The 24,600-nt window shown below is 72.9% G+C and carries 20 protein-coding genes and 1 tRNA gene; 8 read left to right on the top strand and 13 right to left on the bottom strand.

Going from position 1 to position 24,600, the window contains the following annotated elements:
• Window positions 1-28 precede the first annotated feature (28 nt).
• The 5 genes from QWZ14_RS21705 to purL form a co-directional block, all read right to left on the bottom strand.
• Window positions 29-2,071: an NAD(+) synthase gene (locus tag QWZ14_RS21705; protein WP_290319002.1), complete on the bottom strand. Its 2,043-nt coding sequence runs from the start codon at window positions 2,069-2,071 to the stop codon at window positions 29-31.
• 62 nt (window positions 2,072-2,133) lie between these two features.
• Window positions 2,134-3,639 carry an AAA family ATPase gene (locus tag QWZ14_RS21700; protein ID WP_290319001.1) on the bottom strand — a complete coding sequence of 502 codons (1,506 nt, stop codon included), beginning with the start codon at window positions 3,637-3,639 and terminating at the stop codon, window positions 2,134-2,136.
• Between the two features lie 138 nt (window positions 3,640-3,777).
• The gene (gene grxD / locus QWZ14_RS21695; RefSeq protein WP_290319000.1) at window positions 3,778-4,116 is read right to left on the bottom strand and encodes a Grx4 family monothiol glutaredoxin; all 339 of its coding nucleotides are present in this window, start codon (window positions 4,114-4,116) and stop codon (window positions 3,778-3,780) included.
• A gap of 57 nt (window positions 4,117-4,173) precedes the next feature.
• Window positions 4,174-4,407 (bottom strand): BolA family protein, encoded by a 234-nt coding sequence (locus QWZ14_RS21690; protein ID WP_290318998.1) that lies wholly within the window; start codon window positions 4,405-4,407, stop codon window positions 4,174-4,176.
• A gap of 3 nt (window positions 4,408-4,410) precedes the next feature.
• Window positions 4,411-6,609 (bottom strand): phosphoribosylformylglycinamidine synthase subunit PurL, encoded by a 2,199-nt coding sequence (gene purL / locus QWZ14_RS21685; protein WP_290319117.1) that lies wholly within the window; start codon window positions 6,607-6,609, stop codon window positions 4,411-4,413.
• 104 nt (window positions 6,610-6,713) lie between these two features.
• Here purL and QWZ14_RS21680 point away from each other — a divergent pair, with 104 nt between their 5' ends.
• A complete protein-coding gene (locus QWZ14_RS21680) occupies window positions 6,714-8,162 on the top strand; it encodes an LCCL domain-containing protein (protein ID WP_290318997.1) in 1,449 nt (482 codons plus the stop codon).
• 10 nt (window positions 8,163-8,172) lie between these two features.
• Here QWZ14_RS21680 and purQ read toward each other — a convergent pair whose 3' ends face one another.
• The 5 genes from purQ to QWZ14_RS21655 all read right to left on the bottom strand — a co-directional run bounded on the left by purQ (window position 8,173) and on the right by QWZ14_RS21655 (window position 11,050).
• Window positions 8,173-8,871: a phosphoribosylformylglycinamidine synthase subunit PurQ gene (gene purQ / locus QWZ14_RS21675; protein ID WP_290318996.1), complete on the bottom strand. Its 699-nt coding sequence runs from the start codon at window positions 8,869-8,871 to the stop codon at window positions 8,173-8,175.
• Between the two features lie 5 nt (window positions 8,872-8,876).
• Window positions 8,877-9,110 carry a hypothetical protein gene (locus QWZ14_RS21670; RefSeq protein WP_290318995.1) on the bottom strand — a complete coding sequence of 78 codons (234 nt, stop codon included), beginning with the start codon at window positions 9,108-9,110 and terminating at the stop codon, window positions 8,877-8,879.
• Window positions 9,111-9,114: 4 nt separating this feature from the next.
• On the bottom strand, window positions 9,115-9,354 hold the full coding sequence (gene purS, locus QWZ14_RS21665; protein ID WP_290318994.1) for a phosphoribosylformylglycinamidine synthase subunit PurS: 240 nt from the start codon (window positions 9,352-9,354) through the stop codon (window positions 9,115-9,117).
• Window positions 9,351-10,115 carry a phosphoribosylaminoimidazolesuccinocarboxamide synthase gene (purC, locus tag QWZ14_RS21660; protein WP_290318992.1) on the bottom strand — a complete coding sequence of 255 codons (765 nt, stop codon included), beginning with the start codon at window positions 10,113-10,115 and terminating at the stop codon, window positions 9,351-9,353. The genes purS and purC overlap by 4 nt, the downstream gene beginning before the upstream one ends.
• 200 nt (window positions 10,116-10,315) lie before the next feature.
• On the bottom strand, window positions 10,316-11,050 hold the full coding sequence (locus QWZ14_RS21655; RefSeq protein ID WP_290318991.1) for an NRDE family protein: 735 nt from the start codon (window positions 11,048-11,050) through the stop codon (window positions 10,316-10,318).
• Between the two features lie 192 nt (window positions 11,051-11,242).
• On the opposite strand from QWZ14_RS21655, the gene QWZ14_RS21650 reads away from it, so the two are divergent.
• Genes QWZ14_RS21650 through QWZ14_RS21640 form a run of 3 tightly spaced genes read left to right on the top strand, consistent with a single transcriptional unit; the run spans window position 11,243 to window position 18,231 of the window.
• Window positions 11,243-14,737, top strand: a complete 3,495-nt coding sequence (locus QWZ14_RS21650) for a hypothetical protein (protein ID WP_290318990.1) — start codon at window positions 11,243-11,245, stop codon at window positions 14,735-14,737.
• Window positions 14,738-14,781: 44 nt separating this feature from the next.
• Window positions 14,782-16,092: a YcaO-like family protein gene (locus QWZ14_RS21645; protein WP_290318988.1), complete on the top strand. Its 1,311-nt coding sequence runs from the start codon at window positions 14,782-14,784 to the stop codon at window positions 16,090-16,092.
• Between the two features lie 39 nt (window positions 16,093-16,131).
• Entirely contained in the window at window positions 16,132-18,231 is a 2,100-nt protein-coding gene (locus tag QWZ14_RS21640; protein ID WP_290318987.1) for a BTAD domain-containing putative transcriptional regulator, read from the top strand.
• 9 nt (window positions 18,232-18,240) lie between these two features.
• Here QWZ14_RS21640 and QWZ14_RS21635 read toward each other — a convergent pair whose 3' ends face one another.
• The gene (locus tag QWZ14_RS21635) at window positions 18,241-18,663 is read right to left on the bottom strand and encodes a hypothetical protein (protein WP_290318985.1); all 423 of its coding nucleotides are present in this window, start codon (window positions 18,661-18,663) and stop codon (window positions 18,241-18,243) included.
• Between the two features lie 34 nt (window positions 18,664-18,697).
• Window positions 18,698-20,380 (bottom strand): peroxidase family protein, encoded by a 1,683-nt coding sequence (locus QWZ14_RS21630; RefSeq protein WP_290318983.1) that lies wholly within the window; start codon window positions 20,378-20,380, stop codon window positions 18,698-18,700.
• Between the two features lie 188 nt (window positions 20,381-20,568).
• On the opposite strand from QWZ14_RS21630, the gene QWZ14_RS21625 reads away from it, so the two are divergent.
• From QWZ14_RS21625 to ilvD, 4 genes are all read left to right on the top strand, one after another.
• Window positions 20,569-21,555 carry a class I SAM-dependent methyltransferase gene (locus QWZ14_RS21625; protein WP_290318981.1) on the top strand — a complete coding sequence of 329 codons (987 nt, stop codon included), beginning with the start codon at window positions 20,569-20,571 and terminating at the stop codon, window positions 21,553-21,555.
• Window positions 21,555-22,136, top strand: coding sequence for a hypothetical protein (locus QWZ14_RS21620; RefSeq protein WP_290318979.1), 582 nt, complete (start codon window positions 21,555-21,557; stop codon window positions 22,134-22,136). The genes QWZ14_RS21625 and QWZ14_RS21620 overlap by 1 nt, the downstream gene beginning before the upstream one ends.
• 88 nt (window positions 22,137-22,224) lie before the next feature.
• Window positions 22,225-22,306, top strand: a tRNA-Tyr gene (locus QWZ14_RS21615).
• Window positions 22,307-22,353: 47 nt separating this feature from the next.
• Window positions 22,354-24,210: a dihydroxy-acid dehydratase gene (ilvD, locus tag QWZ14_RS21610; protein ID WP_290318978.1), complete on the top strand. Its 1,857-nt coding sequence runs from the start codon at window positions 22,354-22,356 to the stop codon at window positions 24,208-24,210.
• Here the strand turns inward: ilvD and QWZ14_RS21605 are convergent.
• Complete coding sequence (locus tag QWZ14_RS21605; protein ID WP_290318977.1) at window positions 24,207-24,566, bottom strand: nuclear transport factor 2 family protein; 360 nt, start codon at window positions 24,564-24,566, stop codon at window positions 24,207-24,209. The genes ilvD and QWZ14_RS21605 overlap by 4 nt on opposite strands.
• Window positions 24,567-24,600 lie beyond the last annotated feature (34 nt).

Genomic DNA, 24,600 nt, shown 5'->3' with positions numbered 1-24,600 from the left:
ACGAGCCAGGGCCGGCCGGGATGCAGGCCTATTCCGGTACGTTCGATCGCAATTCTTCGAGCCAGGCATTGGCATTGCCGTCCGAGGGTGCGCGCCAGTCGCCGCGCGGCGAGAGCGAGCCGCCGGCCGAGACCTTGGGGCCGTTCGGCATGGCGGAACGCTTGAACTGGCTGAAGCCGAAGAAGCGGCGGATGAAGACCTCCAGCCAGCGCCGGATCTCGGGCAGATGGAAGGCGCGGCGGGACTCCTCGGGGAAGCCGGGCGGCCAGCCGCCTCGCGCCGCATCGCCCCAGGCCTGCAAGGCGAGGAAGGCGATCTTCGAAGGGCGGAAGCCGTAGCGCAGCGTGTAGAACAGATGGAAATCCTGCAGCGCATAGGGGCCGACCTTGGCTTCGGTGCTCTGCATCGGCTCGCCTTCCGTCGCCGGGACCAGCTCGGGCGAGATTTCCGTATTCACGATGGAGTCCAGCGTCGCGCTGACCTCGGCGTCGAACTGGCCGGAACCGATGACCCAGCGGATCAAATGCTGGATCAGCGTCTTGGGCACGCCGGAATTGACGTTGTAGTGCGACATCTGGTCGCCGACGCCGTAGGTGCACCACCCGAGGCCCAGCTCCGACAGGTCGCCGGTGCCGAGGACGATGCCGTCATGCAGGTTGGCGGCGCGGAACAGGTAGTCGGTCCGCAGCCCGGCCTGCACGTTTTCGAAGGTGATGTCGTAGACCGGCTCGCCGCGGCCGAAGGGGTGGCCGAGGTCGCCCAGCATCTGCCGCGCCGCCGGGCGGATATCCAGCTCCCGCGCATCGATGCCGAGCGCCGCCATCAGCCGGTGGGCATTGTCCTTGGTGCCGCTGCTGGTGCCGAAGCCGGGCAGGGTATAGCCGATGATGTCGGTGCGCGGCCGGCCCAGCAGGTCCATCGCCTTGGCGGCGACGATCAGCGCCTGGGTCGAATCGAGCCCGCCCGAGACGCCGATGATGATCCGCTTGATCCGCGCCGCGACCAGCCGCTGCTCCAGGCCGGAAACCTGGATGCTGTAGGCCTCGTAGCAATCCTGGGCGAGCCGGGCGGGGTCGGCCGGCACGAAGGGGAAGCGCTCGATCGACCGCTCGAAGCCGAGGTCGCCGCCGGGCGGGTCCAGGGTGAACTCCACCCGGCGGAAGCTGGCGGCACCGGGCTGGCGGCGGCGGTTGTCGTCGAAGGTGCCCTGGCGGGCGCGCTCCTGGCGCAGCAGGTCGAGGTCCACGTCGGCGACCGCCATCTGGTTGCCGGTGGGGAAGCGCTCGCTCTCGCGCAGGATCGCTCCATTCTCGAAGATCGAGCACTGGCCGTCCCAGGCGAGGTCGGTGGTCGATTCGCCGGGGCCGGAGGCGGCGTAGGCATAGGCGGCGAGGCAGCGGGCGGATTGGGACTGGCACAGCAGCCGCCGGGTTTCCGCCTTGCCGATGGTGATGTTGCTGGCCGAGAGGTTGGCGAGCACGGTGGCGCCGGCCAGCGCCGCCTCCGAGCTCGGCGGCACCGGCACCCAGACATCCTCGCAGATCTCGGCATGGACGATCAGCCCGGGGATATCGGCCGCGGCGAACAGCAGGTCGGGGCCGAAGGGCGCCTCCTGCCCGGCGAGGGCGATGCGGCCGCCCCCGGTGCCCTGGCCCGAGGCGAAGTGGCGATGCTCGTAGAACTCCCGGTAGTTCGGCAGATGCACCTTCGGCACCACGCCGAGCAGCCGGCCGCCCTGGATCGCCAGGGCGCAATTGTACAGGCGGCCCTGCCAGCGCAGCGGCGCACCGACCAGCAGCAGGGTGCGGATGGCCCCCGAGGCGGCGACCAGCCGCGCCGTGGCGGCCTCCACCGCATCGAGCAGCGGGTCCTGCAGCAGCAGGTCGTCGATGGCGTAGCCGGACAGGCCGAGCTCCGGGAAGACCGCGACCGCGACCCCCTGCGCCTCGCAGCGCGCCGCCATGGCCAGGATGGTCCCGGCATTGGTCGCCGGATCGGCGATGGCGCAGCGGGTGGAACAGGCGGCGACCCGGGCGAAGCCGTGACGGTAGAGGGAGAGGAAGCTGCTCATCCCGCCAATCTAGGCTCATCGGCGGGCCAAATCATCCTCCCACGCCGCCGCCCGGGGAGGCCTCAGCAGCGCGGTGCCGCCAGTGCGGCCTCGGCCGCTATGCCGAGGCACTCCTCCATCTGCGCCCGGAGCCGGCGCATGTTGCGGTGGCCGGCGAATCCCAGGCGCAGCGCCTCCCGGGTCTCGGGCTCGAGCGGTGGCAGATCGGTCGCCTCGCAGCCCATGTCGGCGGCGATGCCCGCCAGGAGGCTGGCGAAGGTCCCGGCGAAGGCGCTGGCCGGGGGCGGGGCGATGTGATGCACCGAAAGGCGGGAGAGCAGCGGCGCGGAGATCCCGCGCGTCTCGTTCGCCGCCATGACCCAGATGGCATGCCGCAGGTCGGCCGCGGTGCGCAGGCATTCGTCGAACCAGCCGGCCGCGCTTTCCGGCTCGATCATCGCCAGCAGCGTGTCGTGCGCCCGGCCGTTGCTGTCGCGCTGGCCGCCGGCCTTCTCGATCTCGTCGAGGAAGAAGACCGGGTTGGGCGCGGCGAGGCGGGCCATCTCGGAGATCGGCCAGGCCGGGGTGGTGGCGGACCAGCCGCGGGCGGTGCCCTGCAGGCAGCGGTTGTCGGTGGCGCCGCCGAGGTTGAGGCTGGCGAAGGGCAGGCCGAGCGCCTGGGCCAGCCGGCGGGCGAACCAGGTCTTACCGACGCCGGGCGGGCCGACCAGCAGCAGCGGCCGTAGCCGGGGGGAGGGACGCCCGGCATGCGCGGCCAAGGCGAGGGTGCGGCGGATCTCGGCGATGGGGGCGGCGAAGCCGGGGGCGGCCTCGGCGAGGGTGGCGAGCCGGGCCAGGGCCTCCTTCGGGACCCGCTGCAGCGGCAGGGGCGTGGTCAGCGGCTGGTAGGACTGCCACTCGCTGCGGTCGTTGGGCGCGGTGAAGGGCTGCAGCACGATGGCGCGACTCCCCGGCGCGGCCGGGGCCGCCGGGGGCGGCGGGGCAGGAGCCGGCGCGGCGGGCGCTTCCAGGAATTCCGCGAGCCGGGCCGGCAAGGGCCGCCCCTGTTCCAGGCCGGGGATGTAGCGCAGCCACAGGTCGGCCGAGAGCCGCGCCGCGAGGACGAATTGCCGCAGCCTCGCCGGGTTGCCGGCGAGGCCCCGGGCCTCGGCATGCAGGCGGTGCTGCAGGGCCTCGACGCAGGCCAGCGCGCCCTGTCGGGAGAGTGGCCCGCCGCGTTCGGCGACGATGCGCGTGGCGGTCAGGACGAGGGCCGAGCCTTCGGCGAAGCGGCCGCAGATGGAACCGAAGCGGGTGGCGAATTCCAGCAGGCCGGCGTCGTCGCCGGGGCGGACCGCCTCCTCCCCGATGCGGGAGGGGAACAGCGGCGAGCGCAGGTGCCGCAGCAAGGCGGCTTCCAGAGCCGCCAGCTCGGCCGGCTCGATGGTCAGCCAGAGCCAGATCGGCGGCGTGGCCGGCGTGCCGAAAAGCAGGTCTGTGTCGGAGGTCGCACCCTCGGCCGCCGGCTCCCCCAGGTGTGAGCGGTCGAGCGCGGCGGGGGTCGGGGAGGGTTGGTTCGTATCCGGCAAAGGATGACCTCGCTCGCTCTGTTCACGGAACAGAGAGCAGGGAACACCGTTGCGTCAGAATTGTGAACTCAATTCGCTCATCCCGATGCGGAATGACGGCCCGGGTGGCGGGGCGGGAGGACCCGCCCCGCGCTCCGCTCAGGCCTCGGCCGAGACCGCGATGCCCTTGTCCTTCATCAGGGTCTGCAACTCGCCGGCCTGGTACATCTCCATGACGATGTCGCAGCCGCCGACGAACTCGCCCTGAACGTAGAGCTGCGGGATGGTCGGCCAGTTCGCGTAGGCCTTGATGCCCTCGCGGATCTCGGCGTCCTCCAGGACATTCACGCCTTTGAAGGGCACGCCGATGTGGGAGAGGATCTGCACCACCCGGGCGGAGAAGCCGCACTGCGGGAAGACCGGGGTGCCCTTCATGTAGAGGACCACGGGATTGGCCTTGATGTCGGTCTCGATGCGCTCGAAGGCGGGATTGGTCATGGATCTGCTCCGTTAAGGCATTCTGGTCGGCGGGCGTCCGGTGGCCGGACGGGTCTGTCAGGCGGGGGCCGAGGTCTGCAGGGCGAGGGCGTGCAGCTCGCCCCCCATGCGGCCGCGGAGGGCGGCGTAGACGAGCTGGTGCTGCTGGACGCGGCTGCGGCCGCGGAAGGCTTCGGATACGACGGTGGCGGCGTAGTGGTCGCCGTCCCCCGCCAGATCCTCGATGGTGATCTCGGCATCGGGGAGCGCCGCCTTGATCAGCGCCTCGATTTCCGCCGGTTGCATCGCCATCCGTCAGTTCCCCATCAAGGCCGGCAAGGTCGCTTCATGCGCATGCCGCAGTGTCGCGACGGATATGGACGCGCCCCCCGGCAGAACCAAGGCCTCCCCGCCGCTGCGGCCGAGGCGGGTTGCCGGCACCCCGGCCGCCCGGGCGGCGGCGAGCAGCGCGGCCGCATCCGGCACCGCCAGAACGTAGCGCGACTGGTCCTCGCCGAACCAGTGGGCATGGGCGGGCGTCGCGTCCGGACCGGCCTGCAGGGTGGCGCCGACGCCGCTGGCCATGGCCATCTCGGCGACCGCCACCAGCAGCCCGCCATCGGAGCAGTCGTGGCAGGCGCGCACCGTACCGGAGAGGATCTGCGCCCGGACGAAGTCGCCGTTGCGCCGCTCGGCGGCGAGATCCACCGGCGGCGGGGCGCCCGCTTCCTGCCCGGCGATCTCCCGCAGCCAGAGCGACTGGCCGAGCCAGCCGCGGGTCTCGCCGATCAGCACCAGCTCGGCGCCCTCCGGCATGGCGAGGCCCATGGCGAGCGCCACGTCCTCCAGCACGCCGACGCCGCCGATGGCGGGGGTCGGCAGGATGCCCTTGCCCTCGGTCTCGTTGTAGAGGCTGACGTTGCCGGAGACGACGGGGAAGTCGAGGGCGATGCAGGCGCTGGCCATGCCGCGGACGGCGCTGGCGAACTGCCCCATGATCTCGGGCTTCTCGGGATTGCCGAAATTCATGTTGTCGGTGATCGCCAGCGGCAGGGCGCCGGTCGCGGTGATGTTGCGCCAGGCCTCGGCCACCGCCTGGCGGCCGCCTTCCTCGGGGTCGGCGAAGCAGTAGCGCGGGGTGCAGTCGGTGGTCAGCGCCAGGGCGCGACTGGTCTCCTCCAGCCGCACCACCGCGGCATCGGCGGCGCCGGGGCGCTTGGCGGTCTGGCCGCCGACCATGCTGTCGTACTGGTCCCAGATCCAGCGGCGAGAGCAGAGGTCGGGGCAGGCGACCAGCTGCAGCAGGGCCGCCTCGATGCCGACCGGGTCGGCGACCGCGTCGGCCCGGAGCACCGGCTGCTTCGGCGTCTCGGCGGTCGGCCGGCGATAGAGCGGCGCCTCGGATTCGAGCGGGGCGAGGGGGATATCGGCTTCCAGGATGCCCTTGTGGCGGATGGTGATGTGGCCGGTATCGGTGAGGTGGCCGATGACCGCGAAATCCAGCTCCCACTTGGTGAAGATGCGCTCGGCGATGTGCTCGGCGCCGGGGCGCAGCACCATGAGCATCCGCTCCTGGCTCTCCGAGAGCATCATCTCGTAGGCGGTCATGCCCTCCTCGCGCTGGGGGACGTTGTCCATCACCAGCTCGATGCCGACGCCGCCCTTGCCGGCCATCTCCACGGAGGAGGAGGTCAGGCCGGCGGCGCCCATGTCCTGGATGGCGACGATGGCGTCGGTCTGCATGAGCTCGAGGCAGGCCTCGATCAGCAGCTTCTCGGCGAAGGGGTCGCCGATCTGCACCGTGGGGCGCTTCTCCTCCGAGTCCGCGGTGAACTCGGTGCTGGCCATGGTGGCGCCGTGGATGCCGTCGCGGCCGGTCTTCGAGCCGACATAGACCACGGAATTCCCCACGCCGGCGGCGGCGCTGAGGAAGATGCCGCCCTTCGGTGCGATGCCGACGGTCATCGCGTTGACCAGGGGGTTGCCGTTGTAGGCGGCGTGGAAGTTGACCTCGCCGCCCACTGTCGGGACGCCGACGCAATTGCCGTAGCCGCCGATGCCGCGGACCACGCCGTCGATGGTGGATTTCATCCGCGGCGCGCCGGGCAGGCCGAAGCGCAGCGCGTTCAGGTTGGCGATCGGCCGGGCGCCCATGGTGAAGACGTCCCGCAGGATGCCCCCCACCCCGGTCGCCGCGCCCTGGTAGGGCTCGATGAAGCTCGGGTGGTTGTGGCTCTCCATCTTGAAGACCGCGACCAGCCCGCCGCCGATGTCGATGACGCCGGCATTCTCGCCCGGGCCGTGCACCACCCAGGGCGCCTTGGTCGGCAGCTCCCGCAGCCAGACCCGGCTGGATTTGTAGGAGCAGTGCTCCGACCACATGACCGAGAAGATGCCGAGCTCGGTCAAGGAGGGAGAGCGGCCGAGGATGGCCAGCATACGCTCCACCTCGTCCGGCTTCAGGCCGAATTCGGCGGCGAGTTGGCTGGCCCTGGCGGGTGCGAGTGTTTCGATGCTCACGCGTTCGAGATTCCCATGGGGGCGAAATGTTGGGGTGTTATAGCATCCGCCGCGAAAATGGCCTGCGCCGGTCCCGTAGCCTTGGAGGAACACCTGCCATGCCGAGAGCGGTTCTGTCCTTGGTCTTTTTCGCGCTGCTGGCATTCCCCGCCGCGGCGCAGCTGGACGGGGCGCCGAAGGCGCCGGTCGCCGCCGCGCCGCCCTCCCAGTGCCCGGACAACATGGACGCCTTCGCCGACAGCGCCGAGGTGCTCAGCTGCCTCTGCCCGGCGGCGCAGCTCGGCGCCGGTTCGGTCTGGGGGACGGATACCTACACCGCGGACAGCGCGACCTGCCGCGCCGCGCTGCATGCCGGCATGGTCGGGCGCCAGGGCGGCCTGGTGACGGTGGAGATGCTGCCGGGCCTGGCCCGCTACCCCGGCACCACCCGCAACGGGGTGCAGAGCCAGAACTACGGCAGCTACCGCGGCAGCTACCGCTTCCAGGGTGAGCCGGTGCGGGCCCAGGCCGCGCCCGCCGCGACCCAGACGCAGATCACCCAATGCCCCGACACCATGACCGCCTTCGCCGACAGCGCCGAGGTGGTGACCTGCACCTGTCCCGCGGCGCAGTCCGGCAGCGGCGCGGTCTGGGGCACCGATACCTACACCGCGGACAGCGCCACCTGCCGGGCGGCGCTGCATGCCGGGCTGCTGCCCCGCCAGGGCGGGACGGTCACGCTCGAGATGCTGCCCGGCGAGGCCCGCTATCCAGGCACCACCCGCAACGGCGTCGCCAGCACCAATTACGGGCCCTACGGCGCCAGCTACCGCTTCCGCGGCGACCCGCGCCGCCAGGCGGCCGCCGCCCCGGGCGCGCCGCAGGTCTGCCCCGACAACATGAGCGCCTTCGCCGACAGCGACGAGCAGCTGAGCTGCCTCTGCCCCGGCGAGGCCACCCTGCGCGGCGCGGTCTGGGGCACCGACACCTACACCGCCGACAGCGCCACCTGCCGCGCCGCCGTCCATGCCGGGATGATCGCGCAAACCGGCGGCAGCGTCGCGCTGCAGATGCTGCCCGGTGCGGCGCGCTATCCCGGCACCACCCGCAACGGCATCGCCAGCAACAATTTCGGGGCCTATGGCGCCAGCTTCCGCTTCACCGGCGATGCGCGCGCGGGCAAGGCCGGCGCGCCGGTCCAGGCGCCGGTGGCCGAGAGCCTGCAGCGGACCGGCCAGGTCCAGCTCTACATCACCTTCCGCACCGGCTCGGCCGACCTCGACATGGCGGCGGCACCGGTGCTGTACCAGGTGCGGGATGCGCTGGTGAACGACCCGGCGCTGCGGCTGCGGCTGATCGGCCATACCGACAGCACCGGCACCGCGGCGACCAACCTGCCGCTGTCGCAGCGCCGCGCCGAGAGCGTCCGGCAATGGCTGGTCGCCAGCGGCATCGGCGCCGAGCGCCTGGGCGCCGAGGGACGCGGCCCGAATGAGCCGATCGCCGACAACGCCAGCGAGTCCGGCCGGTCGCTGAACCGCCGGGTGCAGGCGGCGCGGATGCAGTAGCAAGGCGGCCTCAGGCCGCCGCCAGCGCCTCAGCCAGGCTCTCGAACAGCGGCAGGCCGTCGGTGCCGTCGATCAGCGGGTCCACCTGGTTCTCCGGATGCGGCATCAGCCCCATCACCCGCAGGTTCGGCGACAGGACGCCGGCGATGTTGCGGGCGCTCCCGTTGCGGTTGGCGGCGGCGGTGGGCTCCCCGGCCGGCGTCACGTAGCGCAGGGCGACCAGATTCTCACCCTCCAGCCGGTCCAGCGTCGCCTCGTCGGCGAAGTAGTTGCCGTCGCCATGCGCCATGGTCGAGCGGAACACCGCGCCGCGCTGGAAATGCCGGGTATAGGGCGTATCGGTCCGCTCGACCCGCAGGTGGCAGTCCATCGACAGGAAGCGCAGCGAGGCGTTCCGCAGCAGCGCCCCGGGCAGCAGCCCGGCCTCGACCAGCATCTGGAAGCCGTTGCAGACGCCGAGCACATGTCCGCCGCCGGCGGCGAAGTCCCGGATCGCCCGCATGATCGGGCTCTGCGCCGCCATGGCGCCGCAGCGGAGGTAGTCGCCATAGGAGAAGCCGCCGGGCAGGATCACCAGATCCGTCCCGGCCGGCAAGTCGGTGTCCCGGTGCCAGAGCATCGCCGGCTTGCGGCCGGTGACCCGCTGCAGCGCCAGGGCCATGTCGCGCTCCCGGTTGGTGCCGGGGAAAAGGACGATTCCAGCCTGCATGCCGCTCAACTCCCTTGCCAGACCTTCAGCCAATGCAGGCCGCCCAGCACCAGTAACGTCAGCACCGCCGCCAGGGTGGCGGCGGTCAGCCAGCGGTTCAGCCTGTGCTTCTGCGCCGCGACCCAGCCGCGCCGGGGCCCGGCCGCCGGGCGCATCGCGCCGACCCGCTCCTCGCGCCAGCGCAGGCCGATCGAGATCAGCACCGTCAGCCCCGCCAGGATGAAGAGCGATGTCTTCATCGCCTCAGCCGACGGTCACCGAGAAGCTCTCGATGACCATGTTGGCCAGCAGCTTTCGGGCCATCGCCTCGGCCTCGGCCCGGGCCTTGGCCGGGTCGGTCTCGGCCAGCTCGAGCTCGATCACCTTGCCGGCGCGAACCTCGCCGACGCCCTGGAAGCCGAGGCCGGCGAGGGCATGGCCGATCGCCTTGCCCTGGGGGTCGAGCACGCCGGCCTTCGGCATGACGGTCACGCGCGCCTTCATTGCATCATCTCCGGCCCCTTGAGGTCTCGCACCCCGGCCTCGGGCAGGATGCCGAGGCGGCGGGCCACTTCCTGATAGCCTTCCTCGACCTTGCCGAGGTCGCGGCGGAAGCGGTCCTTGTCCATCTTCTCGCCGGTCTTGCTGTCCCAGAGCCGGCAATTGTCCGGGCTGATCTCGTCGGCCAGGACGATCCGCATCTCGTCGTTCTCGTACAGCCGGCCGAATTCCAGCTTGAAGTCGACCAGGGTGATGCCGACGCCGAGCAGCAGCCCGGTGAGGAAGTCGTTCACCCGCAAGGTCAGGGCGACGATGTCGTCCAGGTCCTGGGTCGCCGCCCAGCCGAAGGCGGTGATGTGCTCCTCGCAGACCAGCGGATCGTTCAGCGCCTCGTTCTTGTAGTAGTACTCGATGATCGAGCGGGGCAGGCGGGTGCCCTCGGCGATGCCGAGCCGGGTGCTCAGGCTGCCGGCGGCGACGTTGCGCACCACGATCATCAGAGGGATGATCTCGACCTCGCGGATCAGCTGCTCGCGCATGTTCAACCGTCGGATGAAATGGGTCGGCACGCCGATCTCCATCAGCCGGGTCATCAGGTATTCGCTGATGCGGTTGTTGAGCACGCCCTTGCCGGTGATGATGCCCTTCTTCTGCGAGTGGAAGGCGGTGGCGTCGTCCTTGAAGTACTGCACCAGCGTCCCGGGCTCGGGGCCTTCGAACAGGATCTTGGCCTTGCCCTCAAAGAGCTGACGGCGTCGCGCCATGGTGTGGAGTATCCTTCTGTCGGCGACTTCCGCAGGCGCACCCATGGCCGAACGCGGAGCGATCCGGCCGACCCGGGTGCTCCGGCGGGTGGGGTATAGCAAGGGGTGGCCGGGGGCGCCACGGCCCCCCGGCCGGCTTCGGGGAAATGCCGGCGGGCCGGTGGGCCGGCCGGGGCTGAGCAGGGCTGGGCCGGCGCGGTTCAGGCCATGGCCACCGGCAGGAAGGGCGCCGCCCCGGCGGGGCCGGCGGCGAAGCGCCAGTCCAGGCCGCCGTCGCGCCCGATCGCCAGCAGGCTGGACGATACCGTGCCGAAGCCCCCGATCGGCGGCACCCGCAGCGCCGCGGCGGCGCCGCCCTCCTGGCCGGCATCGGCCAGCAGCGCCTCCCAGGCCGCCCAGTCGCCGGTCTCGGGCCGCGGCACCGGCGCGGCGCGGAAGCGCGGCAGGTGACGGGCGGTGCGCGGGCTGGCCAGGTCGTTCGGGTCATGCGCCGTCACCATGTGCAGCCCGGACCCGAGCGGCTCCACCGCCGGCCGCCCCTGGCCGGTGCCGCGCAGGAACCAGGCCCCCGCGGCATCCGCCACCACCATGTTGAAGGGCCGCCATTCCGCCGCCGGCAGCCGGCCGAGCGCCGCCACCCCTGCCGCGGCCGTCCCCGCCGCCAGCGCCAGCAGCGGCAGTTCGCCGCGGGACCGCAGGCCCGGCGCCGGCCCCAGGCTTCCCGGCCGATTCAGCACGGTCGCCACCACCCCGGCGCAGCTCGCCGCCATCCAGGTGCCGCCCGCCGTCCGGTCCCGGCCGCCGACGACCCCCGGCCGGTCGGGCCACCAGGCGGCGGGCGGGTCCCAGGCACGGTCCAGCCGTTCGTCCCGGTTGGCGGCGATCAGCACCGGGAAGGCATGGCCGGGCCGGTGCAGCAGGAGGACGGTACACATCCCCGGCCGATAGCATGGCCGTCCCGATGCGTCTCGGGCCCGGGCGCCGCGCCTCGGCCCGAGCCGGGACCGGCCCTCGGCGGCTACGCTTCCTTTACCGCCCGGCGGCATCTTCCGGCGACCTTCGGACAGGACGCCTCCGGCCATGCCCGCCCGCCCCGCCGCACGCCCCGCCACCCGGTCGGCCCGCCCATGGGCCTGACCACCCCGGCCATCCTCGGCCTGCAGAACGACACCGGCGCGCCGGGCGACGGCATCACCGCCGATTCCTCGCCCATCCTCTTCGGCACCGCCGACCCCGGCGCCCTGGTCCGGCTGATGCTGGGCAATTCGCAGATCGGCAGCGCCATCGCCGACGGCAGCGGCGCCTGGCATGCCCTGGCCAATCTCATCGGGGAAGCCGGCGTCACCCTGGTCGCCCGCACCGCCGGCGGCGACAGCGCCGGCTACCGGCTGGTGGTCGACCAGACCGCACCGGATGCGCCCCTGGTCACCGGCTTCGCCGGGGATACCACCGGGGACCGGTCGCAGCCGATCTGGCAGACCGCCGACACCACCCCCGCGGTCACCGGCACCGCCGAGGCAGGCGCCATCATCCGCGCCTACGACGGCGGCCGGCTGCTCGGGACCGCCCTGGCCGGGCTGGGCGGCGCCTGGAGCCTCGACCTCGGCTCCCTGCCGCTCGGCCAGTACTATGCCATCGGGATCGAGGCCGAGGACGGCGCCGGCAACGTCTCCGCCCGGGCGGGGCTGGACCTCCGGGTCGGCGAGACCACGCAGCCGGTGGTCACCGCGGTCCAGGGCCCGGCGGCCGCCAACTACCCGGCCGGCGCCGCGCTCGACTTCACCGTCCAGTTCAACAAGCCGGTGGTGGTCGGCAGCCTGCCGGGCGGCGCCGGGCCGGCGCTCGAGGTCCTGGTCGGCGACCAGCTGCTGACCGCCGGCTACCTCTCCAGCCCGGCACCGCACCGGCTGACCTTCCGGCTGCTGCCGCCGCCGGGTGCCGCCGACCAGGATGGCATCGCCCTCGGCCGGTTGCTGACCACCGGCGGGACCATCGCGGATACCTCGAACAACCCGCTGTCCGGCGGCCTGGACGGGCTCCCGGACCTCTCCGGCGTGCTGGTCGAGGCGGATCTGGCCGCGCCGGCGCTCACCGGCATCGCCGGCCCGGCGGCCGGGAACTACGCGGCCGGGGAGCTGCTCGTCTTCACCCTCGCCTTCGACGAGGCGGTGCAGCTCCGGCCGGACGGCGGCGCCGGCCCGCAGCTCGAGGTGCTGATCGGCGGCACCCCCTGGCTCGCCGCCTACCAGGGCCAGCCGGCCGCCGACCGCCTCGCCTTCGCCCTGGTGATCCAGGCGGAGGCCGTAGCCCAGGACGGCATCGCCCTGGGCCGCCTGCTGCCGGGCGGCGCCGGCATCGCCGATGGCGCCGGCAATGCCTGGAGCGGGGCGCTCGGCGCCCCGCCGGACCTCTCCGGCGTGCTGGTCCAGGCGGATCTCACCGCGCCCGCCATCGGTGCCGTCACCCTGGAGGATCCCGGCCCCTTCGGCCTGGGGGATGCGGTCGTGCTTCTCCTGCGGATGAGCGAGCCGGTCGGCATCGACCCCGCCGGGGCGCCGCCGGCGCTGGACCTGACCGTCGCCGGCGTGCCGGTCCGGGCGGCGCTGCTGCCGGGCGGCGATCCGGGGGTGCTGCGCTTCGGCTTCACCGTCACCCCCGGCATGCTGGGCACCGGCATCGGCCTCGTCCAGCTGCACGACCCGGACCACGGCATCGCCGACTTGGCGGGCCATCCCTCGAGCCTCGACCTGCCGGCTGCACCGGGCCTTGCCACCGTCCTGGTGGATGCGCTGGCGCCGGAGGCCAGCCTCGTCGCCCCCGCGGCGGCGCGCTACATCCCCGGCGAGAGCCTCCACTTGGTCCTGACCACCACCGAGGCGGTCGGCCTCGCCGACGGCCTCGCGCTGCCCGGCCTGCTGCTCGACCTCGACGGCACCCCCTGCACCGCGACCTATGACCCGGCCCGGAGCAGCCCGACCAGCCTCGCCTTCACCCTGGTGGTGCAGCCCGGCGACGTGGCGCGGTCCGGCATCCTCGTCACCGGGCTCGACGACCCTGCCGGACGCCTGCAGGACGCCGCCGGCAATGCGCTGGCCTTCGTCCCGCCGGCGCAGCCGCTGGCCGCCAGCCTCTGGCCGGCCGACCAGATCCCGCCCGCCGTCCTGCAGGTCACCGAACCGACGCCGGACAACGGCTTCGAGCTCACGCTGGAATTCTCCGAGCCGCTGGTGCTCTCGGGCGACGCGCCATCCCTGGCGCTGGAGCTGGACGGCGTGCCGCTTGTCCTCGCCCTGGGCGAGGCGGCGCAGCCGACCCTGCTGGTCTTCCACCTCGGCGCGCTCCTCGGCCCCTCCCTGCCGCAGGACATCGAGCTCGGCGGCGGACTGACGCCAGGGCATGTGGCCGATGCCGCCGGCAACGACTGGGATGGCGGCGGCTTCGCCGGCCTCGGCTGGCACTACGCCCTGGCCGGGGACACCGCCCTGGCCGGCGGCCTGGGCGACGACACCTACTACGTGGACAGCCAGGCCGACGTGGTCTTCGAATTCGCCGTCCAGGGCCAGGACAGGGTCGTCGCCGCCGGCAGCTACTACCTCTTCGACAACATCGAGGCGCTGGCCCTGGCGGCCGGTGCCGGCGACCTCTTCGCGGTCGGCAATGCGCTGGCGAACACCATCACCGGCAATGCCGGCGCCAACCTCCTCATCGGCGAGGATGGCGACGACACCCTGCTGGGCGGCGGCGGCGACGATATCCTCTACGGGGTCGCCGGCGGGGACAGCCTCGATGGCGGCCCCGGCACCGACTACCTGATCGCCGGCGAGGGTGCCGATGCCTTGGCCGGTGGCGATGGCGGCGATGCCCTCTATGGCGAGGCCGGCGACGACCGGCTGCTCGGCGGCGCCGGGCTGGACTACCTGGTCGCCGGTGCGGGGAACGACACGCTCGATGGCGGCGCCGATGCGGACCTCCTCTATGGCGAGGAGGGCGCCGACAGCCTCACCGGGGGTGCCGATTTCGTCTTCGACATGCTGGTGGGCGGGGCCGGCGACGATACGCTCGACGGCGCCGGCGGCTTCGGCGAGGGCGACTACCTCTTCGGCCAGGCCGGCAGCGACAGCTACCGCGTCGACACGCCCTTCGATGTCGTCTTCGAGGAGGCGGGGGAGGGGGTCGACACCGTCTTCGCCGATATCGCCGGTGCCGGCTACTACCTCTACGCCAATATCGAGAACCTGGTGCTGCTCGGGGCCACGCCCTTCGGCGTCGGCAACGAGCTCGCCAACGCGATCACCGGCAGCGCGCAGGCGGAGTGGCTGCTGGGCGGTGCCGGGGACGATACCCTGACCGGCGGCGCCGGCAATGACGTGCTGTTCGGCGAGGCCGGCGTCGACATCTTTGCCTTCGCCCGCGGCTGCGGCGGCGACGTGATCGGCGACTTCGCCCCGGGCACCGACCGGATGCGACTGGCCGGCCTCCCGCTCGGCGACTTCGCCGCGGTGCTGGCGGCGACGGCGCAATACGGCGACAGCCTGGTCCTCGACCTCGGCGAGGGGGACAGCGTCACCCTGCTGGGCGTCGCCAGGGCCTCGCTGCAGGCCGGGGATTTCCTCCTGGCCTGAAGCAGCCCCGGGCTATCCTCCGCCGGAGCCATGGTGGGGACCCGATGCACGATACCGCCGCCCTCTGCGAGGCCGCCGCGCGCCGCCTGCTGGAACCCGGCCTCCCGGCCACCGCCGAGGTGCAGGAATTCCTCGACTGGATCGCCTGCCCGGTCCCCGCCGACCCGGGCCCGGTGGAGCGCGACCGGGCCCTGCTCCTGCGGGCGGCCGGCCGCTTCACCCGGCTCTTCGGCCTTGACTGTCCCACCGCGCCGGGGCTTGCGGTCTTCGGCGCGGAAGTGCCGCTGGACCTGCTGGCGGCCAGCCCCGGCCTGCCGCTGGCCGCGGCCAGCGGCACCGGCGCCAGCCTGCTGGAGGCCTTCTTCAGCTGCCTCGGCGAAGGCGTGGAGCTGCTGGCCTCGGTCGAGACCGCGGCGGACCGCGCCAGCCTGCGTGCCGACCCGCCGCATCCGGTCGATGCCGACTGGCTCGGCCAGGTGCTGCCGGCCGGGGCAGCGCCGGAGGGCTGGGCGGAGATGCGGCGGCTGGATGCGCCGGGCAGCCTGTGGCTGCCGGCGTCGCTCTGCTTCCGCAGCGCCGGCTCCGGCCCGCCGCCCTGGCCGCTCAGCATCGGCTGCGCCGCCGGTCCGACGCCGGAGGCCGCGGCGCTGCATGCGCTGCTGGAATTGATCGAGCGCGATGCTGCGGCGCTGTGGTGGCGCGGCGGAAGCCGCGGCCGCCCGGTGGCGCTCGAGGATCCGGCCGCCGCCGCCGCGGCGTCGTTGCTCGGGCAGCTGCGCCAGGGCCTGCCGCCGGGCGGGGCGGGGCGGCGAAGCTGGCTGCTCGACCTCACCACCGACCTCGCGGTGCCGGTGCTCGCCGCCCTCTCCACCGATGCGGATGGCCGCGGCCTCTGCTGCGGCATCGCCGCCCGCAGCGGCCGTGCCGCCGCGGCACGGGCCGCGGTGCTGGAGATGGCGCAGATGGAGACGGCCCATGCCGTGGTGCTGGCGAAGCGGCGGGAGGGCGGCGACGCCGCGCTGAATGCGCGCGACCGGGCCCACTTGGCCCGCTACCACGGCATCGGCGCCGATCGCTGTGCCCTGCTGCATCCGGAGGGTGCGGCGGACCCGGCCACGGCGCTGCCGGACGACCCGGCCGCGGCCTTCGCCGCCGTGACCGGCCGCCTGGGCGCGCGCGGCATCCCGGTGCTCGTCCGCGACCTGACCCGGCCGGCCCTCGGCGTCCCGGTGCTGCGGGTGCTGTGCCCGGGGCTGGCGGTGGAACCGGGTCGCTTCCTTGGCGCGCGCCTGCTGGCCTGCCAGGCCGCAAGCGGCGGCGGCGATTGCCATCACGGAGGAATTGGGTTGTTGTGACAAGCAACTACCTTGCGCCGTTGTCTGGATCAGGAGCGGATGGAGGAGCTTTCGCAGCCAATCAGCGCCGTCGCACCGGGCTTCAGCCCGCCGGCAACCCTGCTGGTCTCGGTGTTCGGCCCCGTGCGCGCCGTGATGGCCGTCAAGGAATTGCGCCTGCGCAGCCGCAAGGCCCGCGCCCTCCTCGGCTACCTGCTGCTCACCGATGGCGGCGAGGAGAGCCGGGAACGGCTGGTCGGCCTGCTCTGGAGCGAGGCCGGGGAGGCGAAGGCCCGCGCCTCGCTGCGCCAGGTGGTGCATGAGTTGCGCGAGGCCCTGGAGGCGGTCGGCTGCCACGCCCTGCGCGCCGGCCGGCTGAGCGTCTCGCTCCACGGCACCGCCATCGCGGCGGATTCCCGGGAGGTGCTGCAGGTGGCGGAACGCGGCGCCGTGCATCCCTCGCTGCTGGCCACGCCGCGGCTGAGCGAGGCGCTGCTGCAGGGCCTCGAGGATCTGGACCCGGCCTTCCGCGGCTGGCTGCTGGTGACGCGCCAGAGCTATCACGACCGGCTGATCCGTGCGCTCGAGACCGCGATGCGCCGGCCCGGCCAGCCGCCCGGCCTCCGCCAGCGCCTGGCCGAGGCCATCCTCAAGCTCGACCCGACCCATGAGGAAGCCTGCCGCGACGTCATGCGCGGCAGCGCCGAGGCGGGCGACACCATCGGCGCGCTCAGGGCCTACGACCAGCTCTGGCAGCTGCTGGAGGATGACTACGACACCGAGCCTTCGGCGCCGACCCAGGCGCTGGTCGCCGACATCAAGCTCGGCCGCATCGCACCCCTGGCCAATGGCCTCGCCGAGGCTTCCGCGGCCGCCGGACCGGCGGCCTCCGCCTTCGCCGAGGCGCTGGCCCCGGCGCCCTTGCCGCGCGCCGCCGGCACGCCGGCGCGGATCGCCCTGCTGGTCGAGCCCTTCGCCATGAACGGGGTGGCGCCGGAGCAGATGCACCTCGCCCAGGGCTTCCGCCACGACCTCATCGCCTGCCTGGTGCGCTTCCGCGAATGGTTCGTGGTCGACGGGCCGCTGATGCCGCCGGCCACCGAGACCGCCAACCGCGTCTCCGCCCGCTACCGCATCAGCGCCACCACCTATCAGGTGGGCGACCGCATCAGCATGGTGCTGACCCTCGCCGAGCAGGACAGCGGCATCTTCATCTGGTCCGAGCGCATGGAGCTGCGGCTCGACGGCTGGTTCGAGGCGCATCGCGACATCGTCCGCCGCATCGCCATCGCGCTCAACCTGCAGATCTCCTCGGCCCGGCTGCAGCGGCTCTCGGTCGAGTCCGACGTCTCGCTGGAATCCTACGACCGCTGGCTGCGGGCCACGGCGATGATCCGCAGCTTCAGCCCGCAGAACTGGGCCCGCGCCGGCCAGCTTTTCCGCGAATGCATCGAGCACAACCCGGGCTTCTCCTCGGCCTATAGCGGCCTCGCGCAGATGGAGAATTCGGTCCATATCATCCATCCCGGCGAACGCCGCAGCCGGGACCGGGAAAAACGCGCGGTGGAATTCGCGCGCCGCGCGGTGAACCTCGACCCGACCGATTCCCGCGCCCAGCTCACCCTCGGCTGGTCCCTGGCGATGAGCGGCCAGCATTCCCAGGCCGAGGTGCCGATGCGCCTCGCCTGCGAGCTGAACCCGAACGACAGCTGGACCCTCATCTCGGCCGCGCTGTTCCACAGCTTCAGCGGCAACCACGACCGCGCGGCGGAGCTGGCCCAGCAGTCGCTCGAGATGACGCTGATGCCGAGCCTGACCCACTGGGGCTACCAGGTGACCATCGCCTACCTGCGCGGCGACGATCAGGCGACCCTCGAGGCCTGCGACCGGGCCCAGGACGTCATCCGCACCCTGCCGGCCTGGCGGGCGGCGGCGCTGGCCCGGCTCGGCCGCACCGAGGAGGCCGGGCAGGCGGCGGAACGCTTCCTGCGCGGCCTGCGCGCCGGCTGGTTCGCCGAGACCGCGCCGACCGACGGCGAGATGGTGCGCTGGCTGCTGCACCTCTATCCCATGCGCCGGCCCGAGGAATGGGCCCGGCTGCACGACGGGATCGCCGCCGCCGGGCTGCCCACCGAGGGCGCCCGGCATAATGACTGGTGAGAACCAGTCTTATTGGCAATTGGCGATGGAGTAGTCGCCGATTCGCTGGGCGTGGAATTTCAGCCGTGCCGCCTTGTCCGGCAGCGGAGTCGGCGCCTGGCCGTCGTAATGCGCGTTGTAGAAGGCCGGCAGGGAATAATCCCCGGCCTCCAGCCGCTGCTCCGAGGCCTTGACCAGATCGGGTGGCGGCAGCCGCAGCAGCAGCGTGTCGCTGCGCCCCTGCACCACCTTGAGGTGCTGGATGCGCGCCGGCAGCACCACGCCGGTCTGCGCCATGCGCAGCTGCTCCTTCACCTCCTCCAGCGTCCGCGGCACCGGGAAGCGGTGGCCGTTCTGCACGTAGTCCTCCCCGGTCGCCCAGGTCTTCATCAGCTTCCCCCAGTTCTCGAAATTCACCGGGGACATGTCCATCGGTTCGGTCGGGTCGGTCATCGGCCTGGCTCCTGCTGCGGCGGGGATGGCGGGGTCAAAGGAAGGCGGGTTCGGCGGCGGCGAGGTCGAGCCGGCGGGCGACGAAGGCGATCAGCCCGGGCATGTCCTCCACCGCGGGCCTGTCCGGGAAGCGCCAGCCCGGGCCGAACCAGCTCTCGCACAGCCGGTCGAGCGCCGCGGCCAGCCCACCGCCACCGATCTCGGAGGCCAGCGGCGCGCGGGCCAGGGCGCCATGGATCACCTCGGCCACCAGCACCGAGCCGAGGATGCCGAGGCCCTCGCCCGCGGCCTCCCGCTCCGCCTCGAACAGGACGTAGAAGGGCAGCGGCGGATCGGCCGCCAGCGCCGCGACATCGGCCGCATCCAGCAGGCTCAGCGCCGGGTCGCGGCCGAGCCACTCGGCCAGCGCGGCCCGCCGCAGCGCCGCATCCGCCAGCATCGGCGACTGCGCCGCCAGCGCCGGCCGCAGCCGCCCGAGGTGCTGCGCCAGGCTGTCGACCGAGCGCAGCCCGGCCAGCCCCGCGCTCATCAGGTCGCGGAAGGCGAGGCCGCAGGGATCGCCCTCGGCGATCGGGTCGAGCAGGCCGTCGGCGATCAGCATGGGGCTGAGCTGCGGGCCGAGCCTCATGCTGGCGTTCGGCGCCGCCTGGCCCGGCAGCTGGAAGAACTGCGACCAGCGCAGGATCCAGGCGTGGCTCAGCGGCATCGCATTGGGGCTGCGGGTGGAGTTGAGCCGCAGCAGCTCCGCCAGCGGCGCCGCCTCGAAGCTGCCGATCCGGTAGCTGTCCCGCGGCATCGCATGGCCGAAGCGGAAGGCGCCATGCGAGAATTCCAGAGGGATGGCGCCATCCGCCGGCCGGTCCAGCAGCGCCGGCGCGGCGGTGCCGTAGTGCGCCTGCACCGCCGGGTGCAGCACCCGCGGCAGCAGGTCGGTCCGCAGGATGGCGCGGAAGACCAGCGCCGTCGCCTCCTGCGCCACCGCGAAGCGCGCCGCCGCCGCCTCCCGTGCCGCCTTGGCCGGCAGGGTACCGACCGCCGGGATCATGCCGAGGATGGCATTGTGCAGCATCTGGAACAGGCCGGTGACCTGGGACAGCAGGGCGGACTGGTCGTTGCGGGCATCGGCCAGCAGCGCCTCGCCGTAGCCGCGCCGGCTGCCGAGCGTGCCTGGCGTCGCCGCCCGGCCGATGTCGCGGAAGGCCGCGGCCCGGTTCGCCGCCGCCACCTCGCCGCCGACCGCCGAGAGCCGGAAGCGGCTGCGGGTCGGGTCGCGGGCGCCGTCCGGGGCGAAGGCGAAGGGGCAGGCGCCCGGGCCGTCGCCGTACAGGGTCCGCAGCCGCAGCGGCGTCCCGGCGGCATTGGCGACGCCGGGATGCGGCCCGCCCGCCGACCAGAAGCCGGTGGTGGTCGAGACCAGGTCATGCGCCGTGAGCTGCAGCAGGTAGGTATAGCCGGCCGGGACCCGCGGGTTCTCCGCTGCCTGGGCCGGCCGGTCGCCCATCAGCAGCGCCAGGCCGCGCAGCCGCCGGCGCAGCGTGGCCATGGCCGGGGCGGATTGCCGCGGATCGGCGCCATCCACCTGGAAGCGCTCCGCCGCCGGGGGATCGCCGAGGAAGTGCCGGAAGCCCGGCAGGGCGCCCAGGATGCCATCCGGCAGCCCCGCCGCGACCGGGCAGGATGCCGTGGCAGCCGCCCTCGGATCGGTCTCCGTCCTCATCCGCCATCCTCCCGTCAGCACCGTCGCCGGAACCTTGCGCAGATGGGCGTGACTTCAGCGTGATTCGTTCGTGGCACGGCCCGGCACCGGGGCGCAATCACGCTGGAGTCACGATGCATGCCCCAGACTGCACCGCATGAGATGGCCCCGGTCGGCTTGCCGGCGGCTGCATGCAGTGAGGCGTCCCGATGATCCATATGCCGTTGCAGGCGGTGCCCCCCCCCGCGCTGCCGCAAGCCTCCGCCCCGCCGGATCCGCGCGGCCTCATGGACCTCGCCCTGACCCGGCTGCAGGCCGGGGAGCCGGCCGGCCCGGTGGTCGACGCCCTGGCCGAGGGCCTGGGCTGGCTCCGCGCCACCGCCGCGCCGGCCAGCTGGCAGCGCGTCATCGCCGCGGTCCGGGCGCATCCGCTGCTCGCGCTGCTGCACGAGAACCCGCTGGCCCGCCGCAGCTACCGCAAGCCGCGCGGCTATGCCGGCGATGCGCCGATGCTGGACATGCTCTACCTCGGCGAGGCGGCGCTGGAGAACGAGCCGATGACCCCGCTGGGGCTGGCGCTGTTCCGCCGCGACCTCGCCGCCCCGGCGGCGCTGGCGGCGCGGGAGCGGATCGGCCACATGGCCGCGCAGATCGACCAGATGGCCGAGGCCCGGCGGGCCCCGCATGTGCTGGCGCTCGGCGCCGGCCACCTGCGGGAGGCCGCGCTGTCCCGCGCCCTGCGGGCCGGCCGCATCGGCCGCTTCGTCGCGCTGGACCAGGATGCCGCCTCGCTGGCCGTGGTGCAGGTGGAGCATGCCGCGCGGGGGATCGAGACCCTGCACCGCAGCCCCAAGGCGACCTTCGACGGCACCCTGCCGCGCGGCGGCTTCGACCTGGTCTATGCGGTGACGCTCTACGACGACCTGACCGACCGCCTAGCCCATACCGTCACCGCCGCCTGCTTCGCCCTGCTCCGCCCCGGCGGCCGGTTGGTGGTGGCCAATGCCGACCGGAACCTGGCCGAGGCGGGATACCACGAGGCCTGCTTCGACTGGGTCCGCTTCCAGCGGGACGCCGCCGGGGTGATGCGGCTGGCGCACGGCATCCCGGCCGCCGAGGTCGCGGCATGCCGCATCCTTCCCGACCTGCGGCCCGAGGGGCACTACCTCGAGATCAGGCGGCGGGGAGGCGCCTGATGATCGTGGCGACACCGCGGACCATGGTGCCCGAAGGCTTCGTCATGGCCATGCGCGGCAGCCTCGCCTTCGCCAGCTATGCGGCGCCGCATCGCACCGGGTCGGCGGCGGCGGAATGGCTGATCGTCTGCCGCTGGGGGCTCGAGGGCGAGTACCTCAGCATCGCCCGGGCCGGCCCGATGGAGGCTCCGGCAGGCGGCGCGGACTGCGGCCCGCCGCCCGGCCTGCGCCCGCGCGCCACCTTCCTCGGGCTGCGGCTGGGCGGCAAGGGCCAGAGCTTCCTGCTGGTGCGCCACCTGCCGCCCGGGGTGACCGTGGCCGGCGTCTTCCACCCGAGCGACGGCATCGCCCGCCTCAGCGGCCCGGCCAGCGCCCTCCGGCTCGAGGCGGCCGGGCGCTTCGCCCACCTGCGGGGCGAACGCCAGCGGGGCGAGGCGCCGGAGGAGGTGCGGGCCGACGTGCCGGACCCGCCCGAGGGCGCGGCGGAGGCCAGCGGCTGGAGCCTCACCGGCCTGCGGCAGCCGTGGCTCGGCGAATTCCTGGCCGGCGGCGCCGCGGGCGGCCGGCAATCGCCCGGCTGACGGGCGAAGCCCGGCCGGGCCGGATTGACAGGCAGGGCGGAAACCGGATAACCCGCCGCCTCTCGCGGGCCTTGACCACCAGGACTGCGGAGGGGTGCCCGAGTGGCTAAAGGGGGCGGACTGTAAATCCGCTGGCTATGCCTACGTTGGTTCGAATCCAACCCCCTCCATGTCTCGGCCCGGCCGCGTCGGCGAGCAAGCCAGGCGGAACCCCAAGATGCCCCAGTACCGTTCGCGCACCACCACCCATGGCCGCAACATGGCCGGCGCCCGCGGCCTCTGGCGCGCGACGGGGATGAAGGACGGCGACTTCGGCAAGCCGATCATCGCCGTGGTCAACAGCTTCACCCAATTCGTCCCCGGCCATGTCCACCTGAAGGACCTCGGCCAGATGGTGGCGCGGGAGATCGAGGCGGCCGGCGGCGTGGCCAAGGAATTCAACACCATCGCGGTCGACGACGGCATCGCCATGGGGCACGACGGCATGCTCTACAGCCTGCCCTCGCGCGACCTGATCGCCGACAGCGTCGAGTACATGGTCAACGCCCATTGCGCCGATGCGATGGTCTGCATCTCCAACTGCGACAAGATCACGCCGGGCATGCTGATGGCGGCCATGCGGCTGAACATCCCGGTCATTTTCGTCTCCGGCGGGCCGATGGAGGCCGGCAAGGTGGTGCATCGCGGCCAGACGCGCAGCATCGACCTGATCGACGCCATGGTCGCCGCCGCCGATGCCAGCATCACCGATGCCGAGGTCGCGGTGATCGAGCGCTCGGCCTGCCCGACCTGCGGGTCCTGCTCCGGCATGTTCACCGCCAATTCGATGAACTGCCTGACCGAAGCGCTGGGGCTGGCGCTGCCGGGCAACGGCACCGTGGTGGCGACCCATGCCGACCGGCGCGCGCTGTTCCTCGAGGCCGGGCGGCGCATCGTCGAGATCACCCGGGCGCATTACGAGACCGAGGACATGTCGGTCCTGCCGCGGAACATCGCGACGGTCGCCGCCTTCGAGAATGCGATGACCTTGGATATCGCCATGGGCGGCTCGACCAATACCGTGCTGCACCTGCTGGCGGCGGCGCATGAGGGCAACGTTGATTTCACCATGCAGGATATCGACCGGCTGTCGCGCCGGGTGCCGGTGCTGTGCAAGGTGGCGCCCTCGGTCGCCAACGTGCATGTCGAGGACGTGCACCGGGCCGGCGGCATCATGGGCATCCTGGGTGAGCTGGATCGCGCCGGGCTGCTCGATACGTCCTGCAGCCGCGTCGACGCGCCCTCGCTGGCCGAGGCGCTGGCGCGCTGGGACGTGCGGCGGACGGCCGACGACAAGGTGCGCCACTTCTTCCAGGCGGCGCCGGGCGGCATCCCGACCACCGTCGCCTTCAGCCAGGACATGCGCTGGGAGAGCCTCGACACCGACCGCGCCGGCGGCGTCATCCGCGACAAGGCGCATGCCTTCTCCGAGGATGGCGGCCTGGCGGTGCTCTACGGCAACCTCGCGCTCGACGGCTGCATCGTGAAGACCGCCGGCGTCGATACCGGGATTCTCGTCTTCGCCGGCCCGGCCAGGGTCTTCGAGAGCCAGGATGCGGCGGTGGAGGGCATCCTCGGCGGCAAGGTCGTGCCGGGCGACATCGTGCTGGTGCGCTACGAGGGGCCGCGCGGCGGGCCCGGCATGCAGGAGATGCTGTATCCGACCAGCTACCTGAAGTCGAAGGGGCTCGGGAAGGTCTGTGCCCTGGTGACCGACGGCCGCTTCTCCGGTGGCTCCTCCGGCCTGTCGATCGGCCACCTCTCGCCGGAAGCGGCCGAGGGCGGGCTGGTCGGGCTGGTCGAGGATGGCGACCGGATCGAGATCGACATCCCGAACCGGACCATCCACCTCGCCGTCGCGGATGACGTCATCGCCACCCGCCGCGCCGCCATGGAGGCCCGGGGCGAAGCCGCCTGGCAGCCGGCCGAGCCGCGCCCGCGGCAGGTCTCGACCGCGCTGCGCGCCTATGGCGCCATGGTCACCAGCGCCGCGCGCGGCGCGGTGCGGGACCTGAAGGGGCTGCGGCGGGGCTAGCCCAGGCCGAAGAAGAACCGCTCCTCGACGATCTTCCCGTCGCGGAGCGTGTAGAGCCCGACCTCCTCCATCGCCATCCGCTGGCCGGAGGCGCGCATGGTCACGTCGATGTTGAAGCGCACCGCAAACTGGTCGCCGTTCACGTAGGGACCGGCGGCGGTCGCGCTATGGATCTCGTGGTTGGCGTACCACCACTCGGACTTGGCCCGCACCGCGGCGATTCCGGTCGAGACCGGCACCGGTCCCATGGCCTCGATGCTCACCACGTCATCGGCCCAGAAGCGTTCCCCGGCCTCGGCGAATTGGCCGGCCTGGCACAGCGTCACGAATTCCTTGGCAATCGCTTGCGTGTCCATCGTCGGATTCCTCCGGCGCCGTTTCGGCGCCGGA

Source organism: Paeniroseomonas aquatica (assembly GCF_030409335.1).
Taxonomy (GTDB): domain Bacteria; phylum Pseudomonadota; class Alphaproteobacteria; order Acetobacterales; family Acetobacteraceae; genus Belnapia; species Belnapia aquatica.
The sequence above is the reverse complement of the archived record's forward strand: the minus strand, read 5'-3'. Positions and strand labels throughout refer to the sequence as shown.

Coding starts and splice junctions, on each gene's coding strand:
- purC (WP_290318992.1), bottom strand. CDS start 10,115: ATGGCGCGACGCCGTCAGCTCTTTGAGGGCAAGGCCAAGATCCTGTTC.
- QWZ14_RS21670 (WP_290318995.1), bottom strand. CDS start 9,110: ATGAAGACATCGCTCTTCATCCTGGCGGGGCTGACGGTGCTGATCTCG.
- QWZ14_RS21680 (WP_290318997.1), top strand. CDS start 6,714: ATGCCGAGAGCGGTTCTGTCCTTGGTCTTTTTCGCGCTGCTGGCATTC.
- QWZ14_RS21705 (WP_290319002.1), bottom strand. CDS start 2,071: ATGAGCAGCTTCCTCTCCCTCTACCGTCACGGCTTCGCCCGGGTCGCC.
- purQ (WP_290318996.1), bottom strand. CDS start 8,871: ATGCAGGCTGGAATCGTCCTTTTCCCCGGCACCAACCGGGAGCGCGAC.
- ilvD (WP_290318978.1), top strand. CDS start 22,354: ATGCCCCAGTACCGTTCGCGCACCACCACCCATGGCCGCAACATGGCC.
- purS (WP_290318994.1), bottom strand. CDS start 9,354: ATGAAGGCGCGCGTGACCGTCATGCCGAAGGCCGGCGTGCTCGACCCC.
- QWZ14_RS21640 (WP_290318987.1), top strand. CDS start 16,132: ATGGAGGAGCTTTCGCAGCCAATCAGCGCCGTCGCACCGGGCTTCAGC.
- QWZ14_RS21625 (WP_290318981.1), top strand. CDS start 20,569: ATGATCCATATGCCGTTGCAGGCGGTGCCCCCCCCCGCGCTGCCGCAA.
- QWZ14_RS21650 (WP_290318990.1), top strand. CDS start 11,243: ATGGGCCTGACCACCCCGGCCATCCTCGGCCTGCAGAACGACACCGGC.
- QWZ14_RS21605 (WP_290318977.1), bottom strand. CDS start 24,566: ATGGACACGCAAGCGATTGCCAAGGAATTCGTGACGCTGTGCCAGGCC.
- QWZ14_RS21645 (WP_290318988.1), top strand. CDS start 14,782: ATGCACGATACCGCCGCCCTCTGCGAGGCCGCCGCGCGCCGCCTGCTG.
- grxD (WP_290319000.1), bottom strand. CDS start 4,116: ATGACCAATCCCGCCTTCGAGCGCATCGAGACCGACATCAAGGCCAAT.
- QWZ14_RS21690 (WP_290318998.1), bottom strand. CDS start 4,407: ATGGCGATGCAACCGGCGGAAATCGAGGCGCTGATCAAGGCGGCGCTC.
- QWZ14_RS21655 (WP_290318991.1), bottom strand. CDS start 11,050: ATGTGTACCGTCCTCCTGCTGCACCGGCCCGGCCATGCCTTCCCGGTG.
- QWZ14_RS21635 (WP_290318985.1), bottom strand. CDS start 18,663: ATGACCGACCCGACCGAACCGATGGACATGTCCCCGGTGAATTTCGAG.
- QWZ14_RS21620 (WP_290318979.1), top strand. CDS start 21,555: ATGATCGTGGCGACACCGCGGACCATGGTGCCCGAAGGCTTCGTCATG.
- QWZ14_RS21630 (WP_290318983.1), bottom strand. CDS start 20,380: ATGAGGACGGAGACCGATCCGAGGGCGGCTGCCACGGCATCCTGCCCG.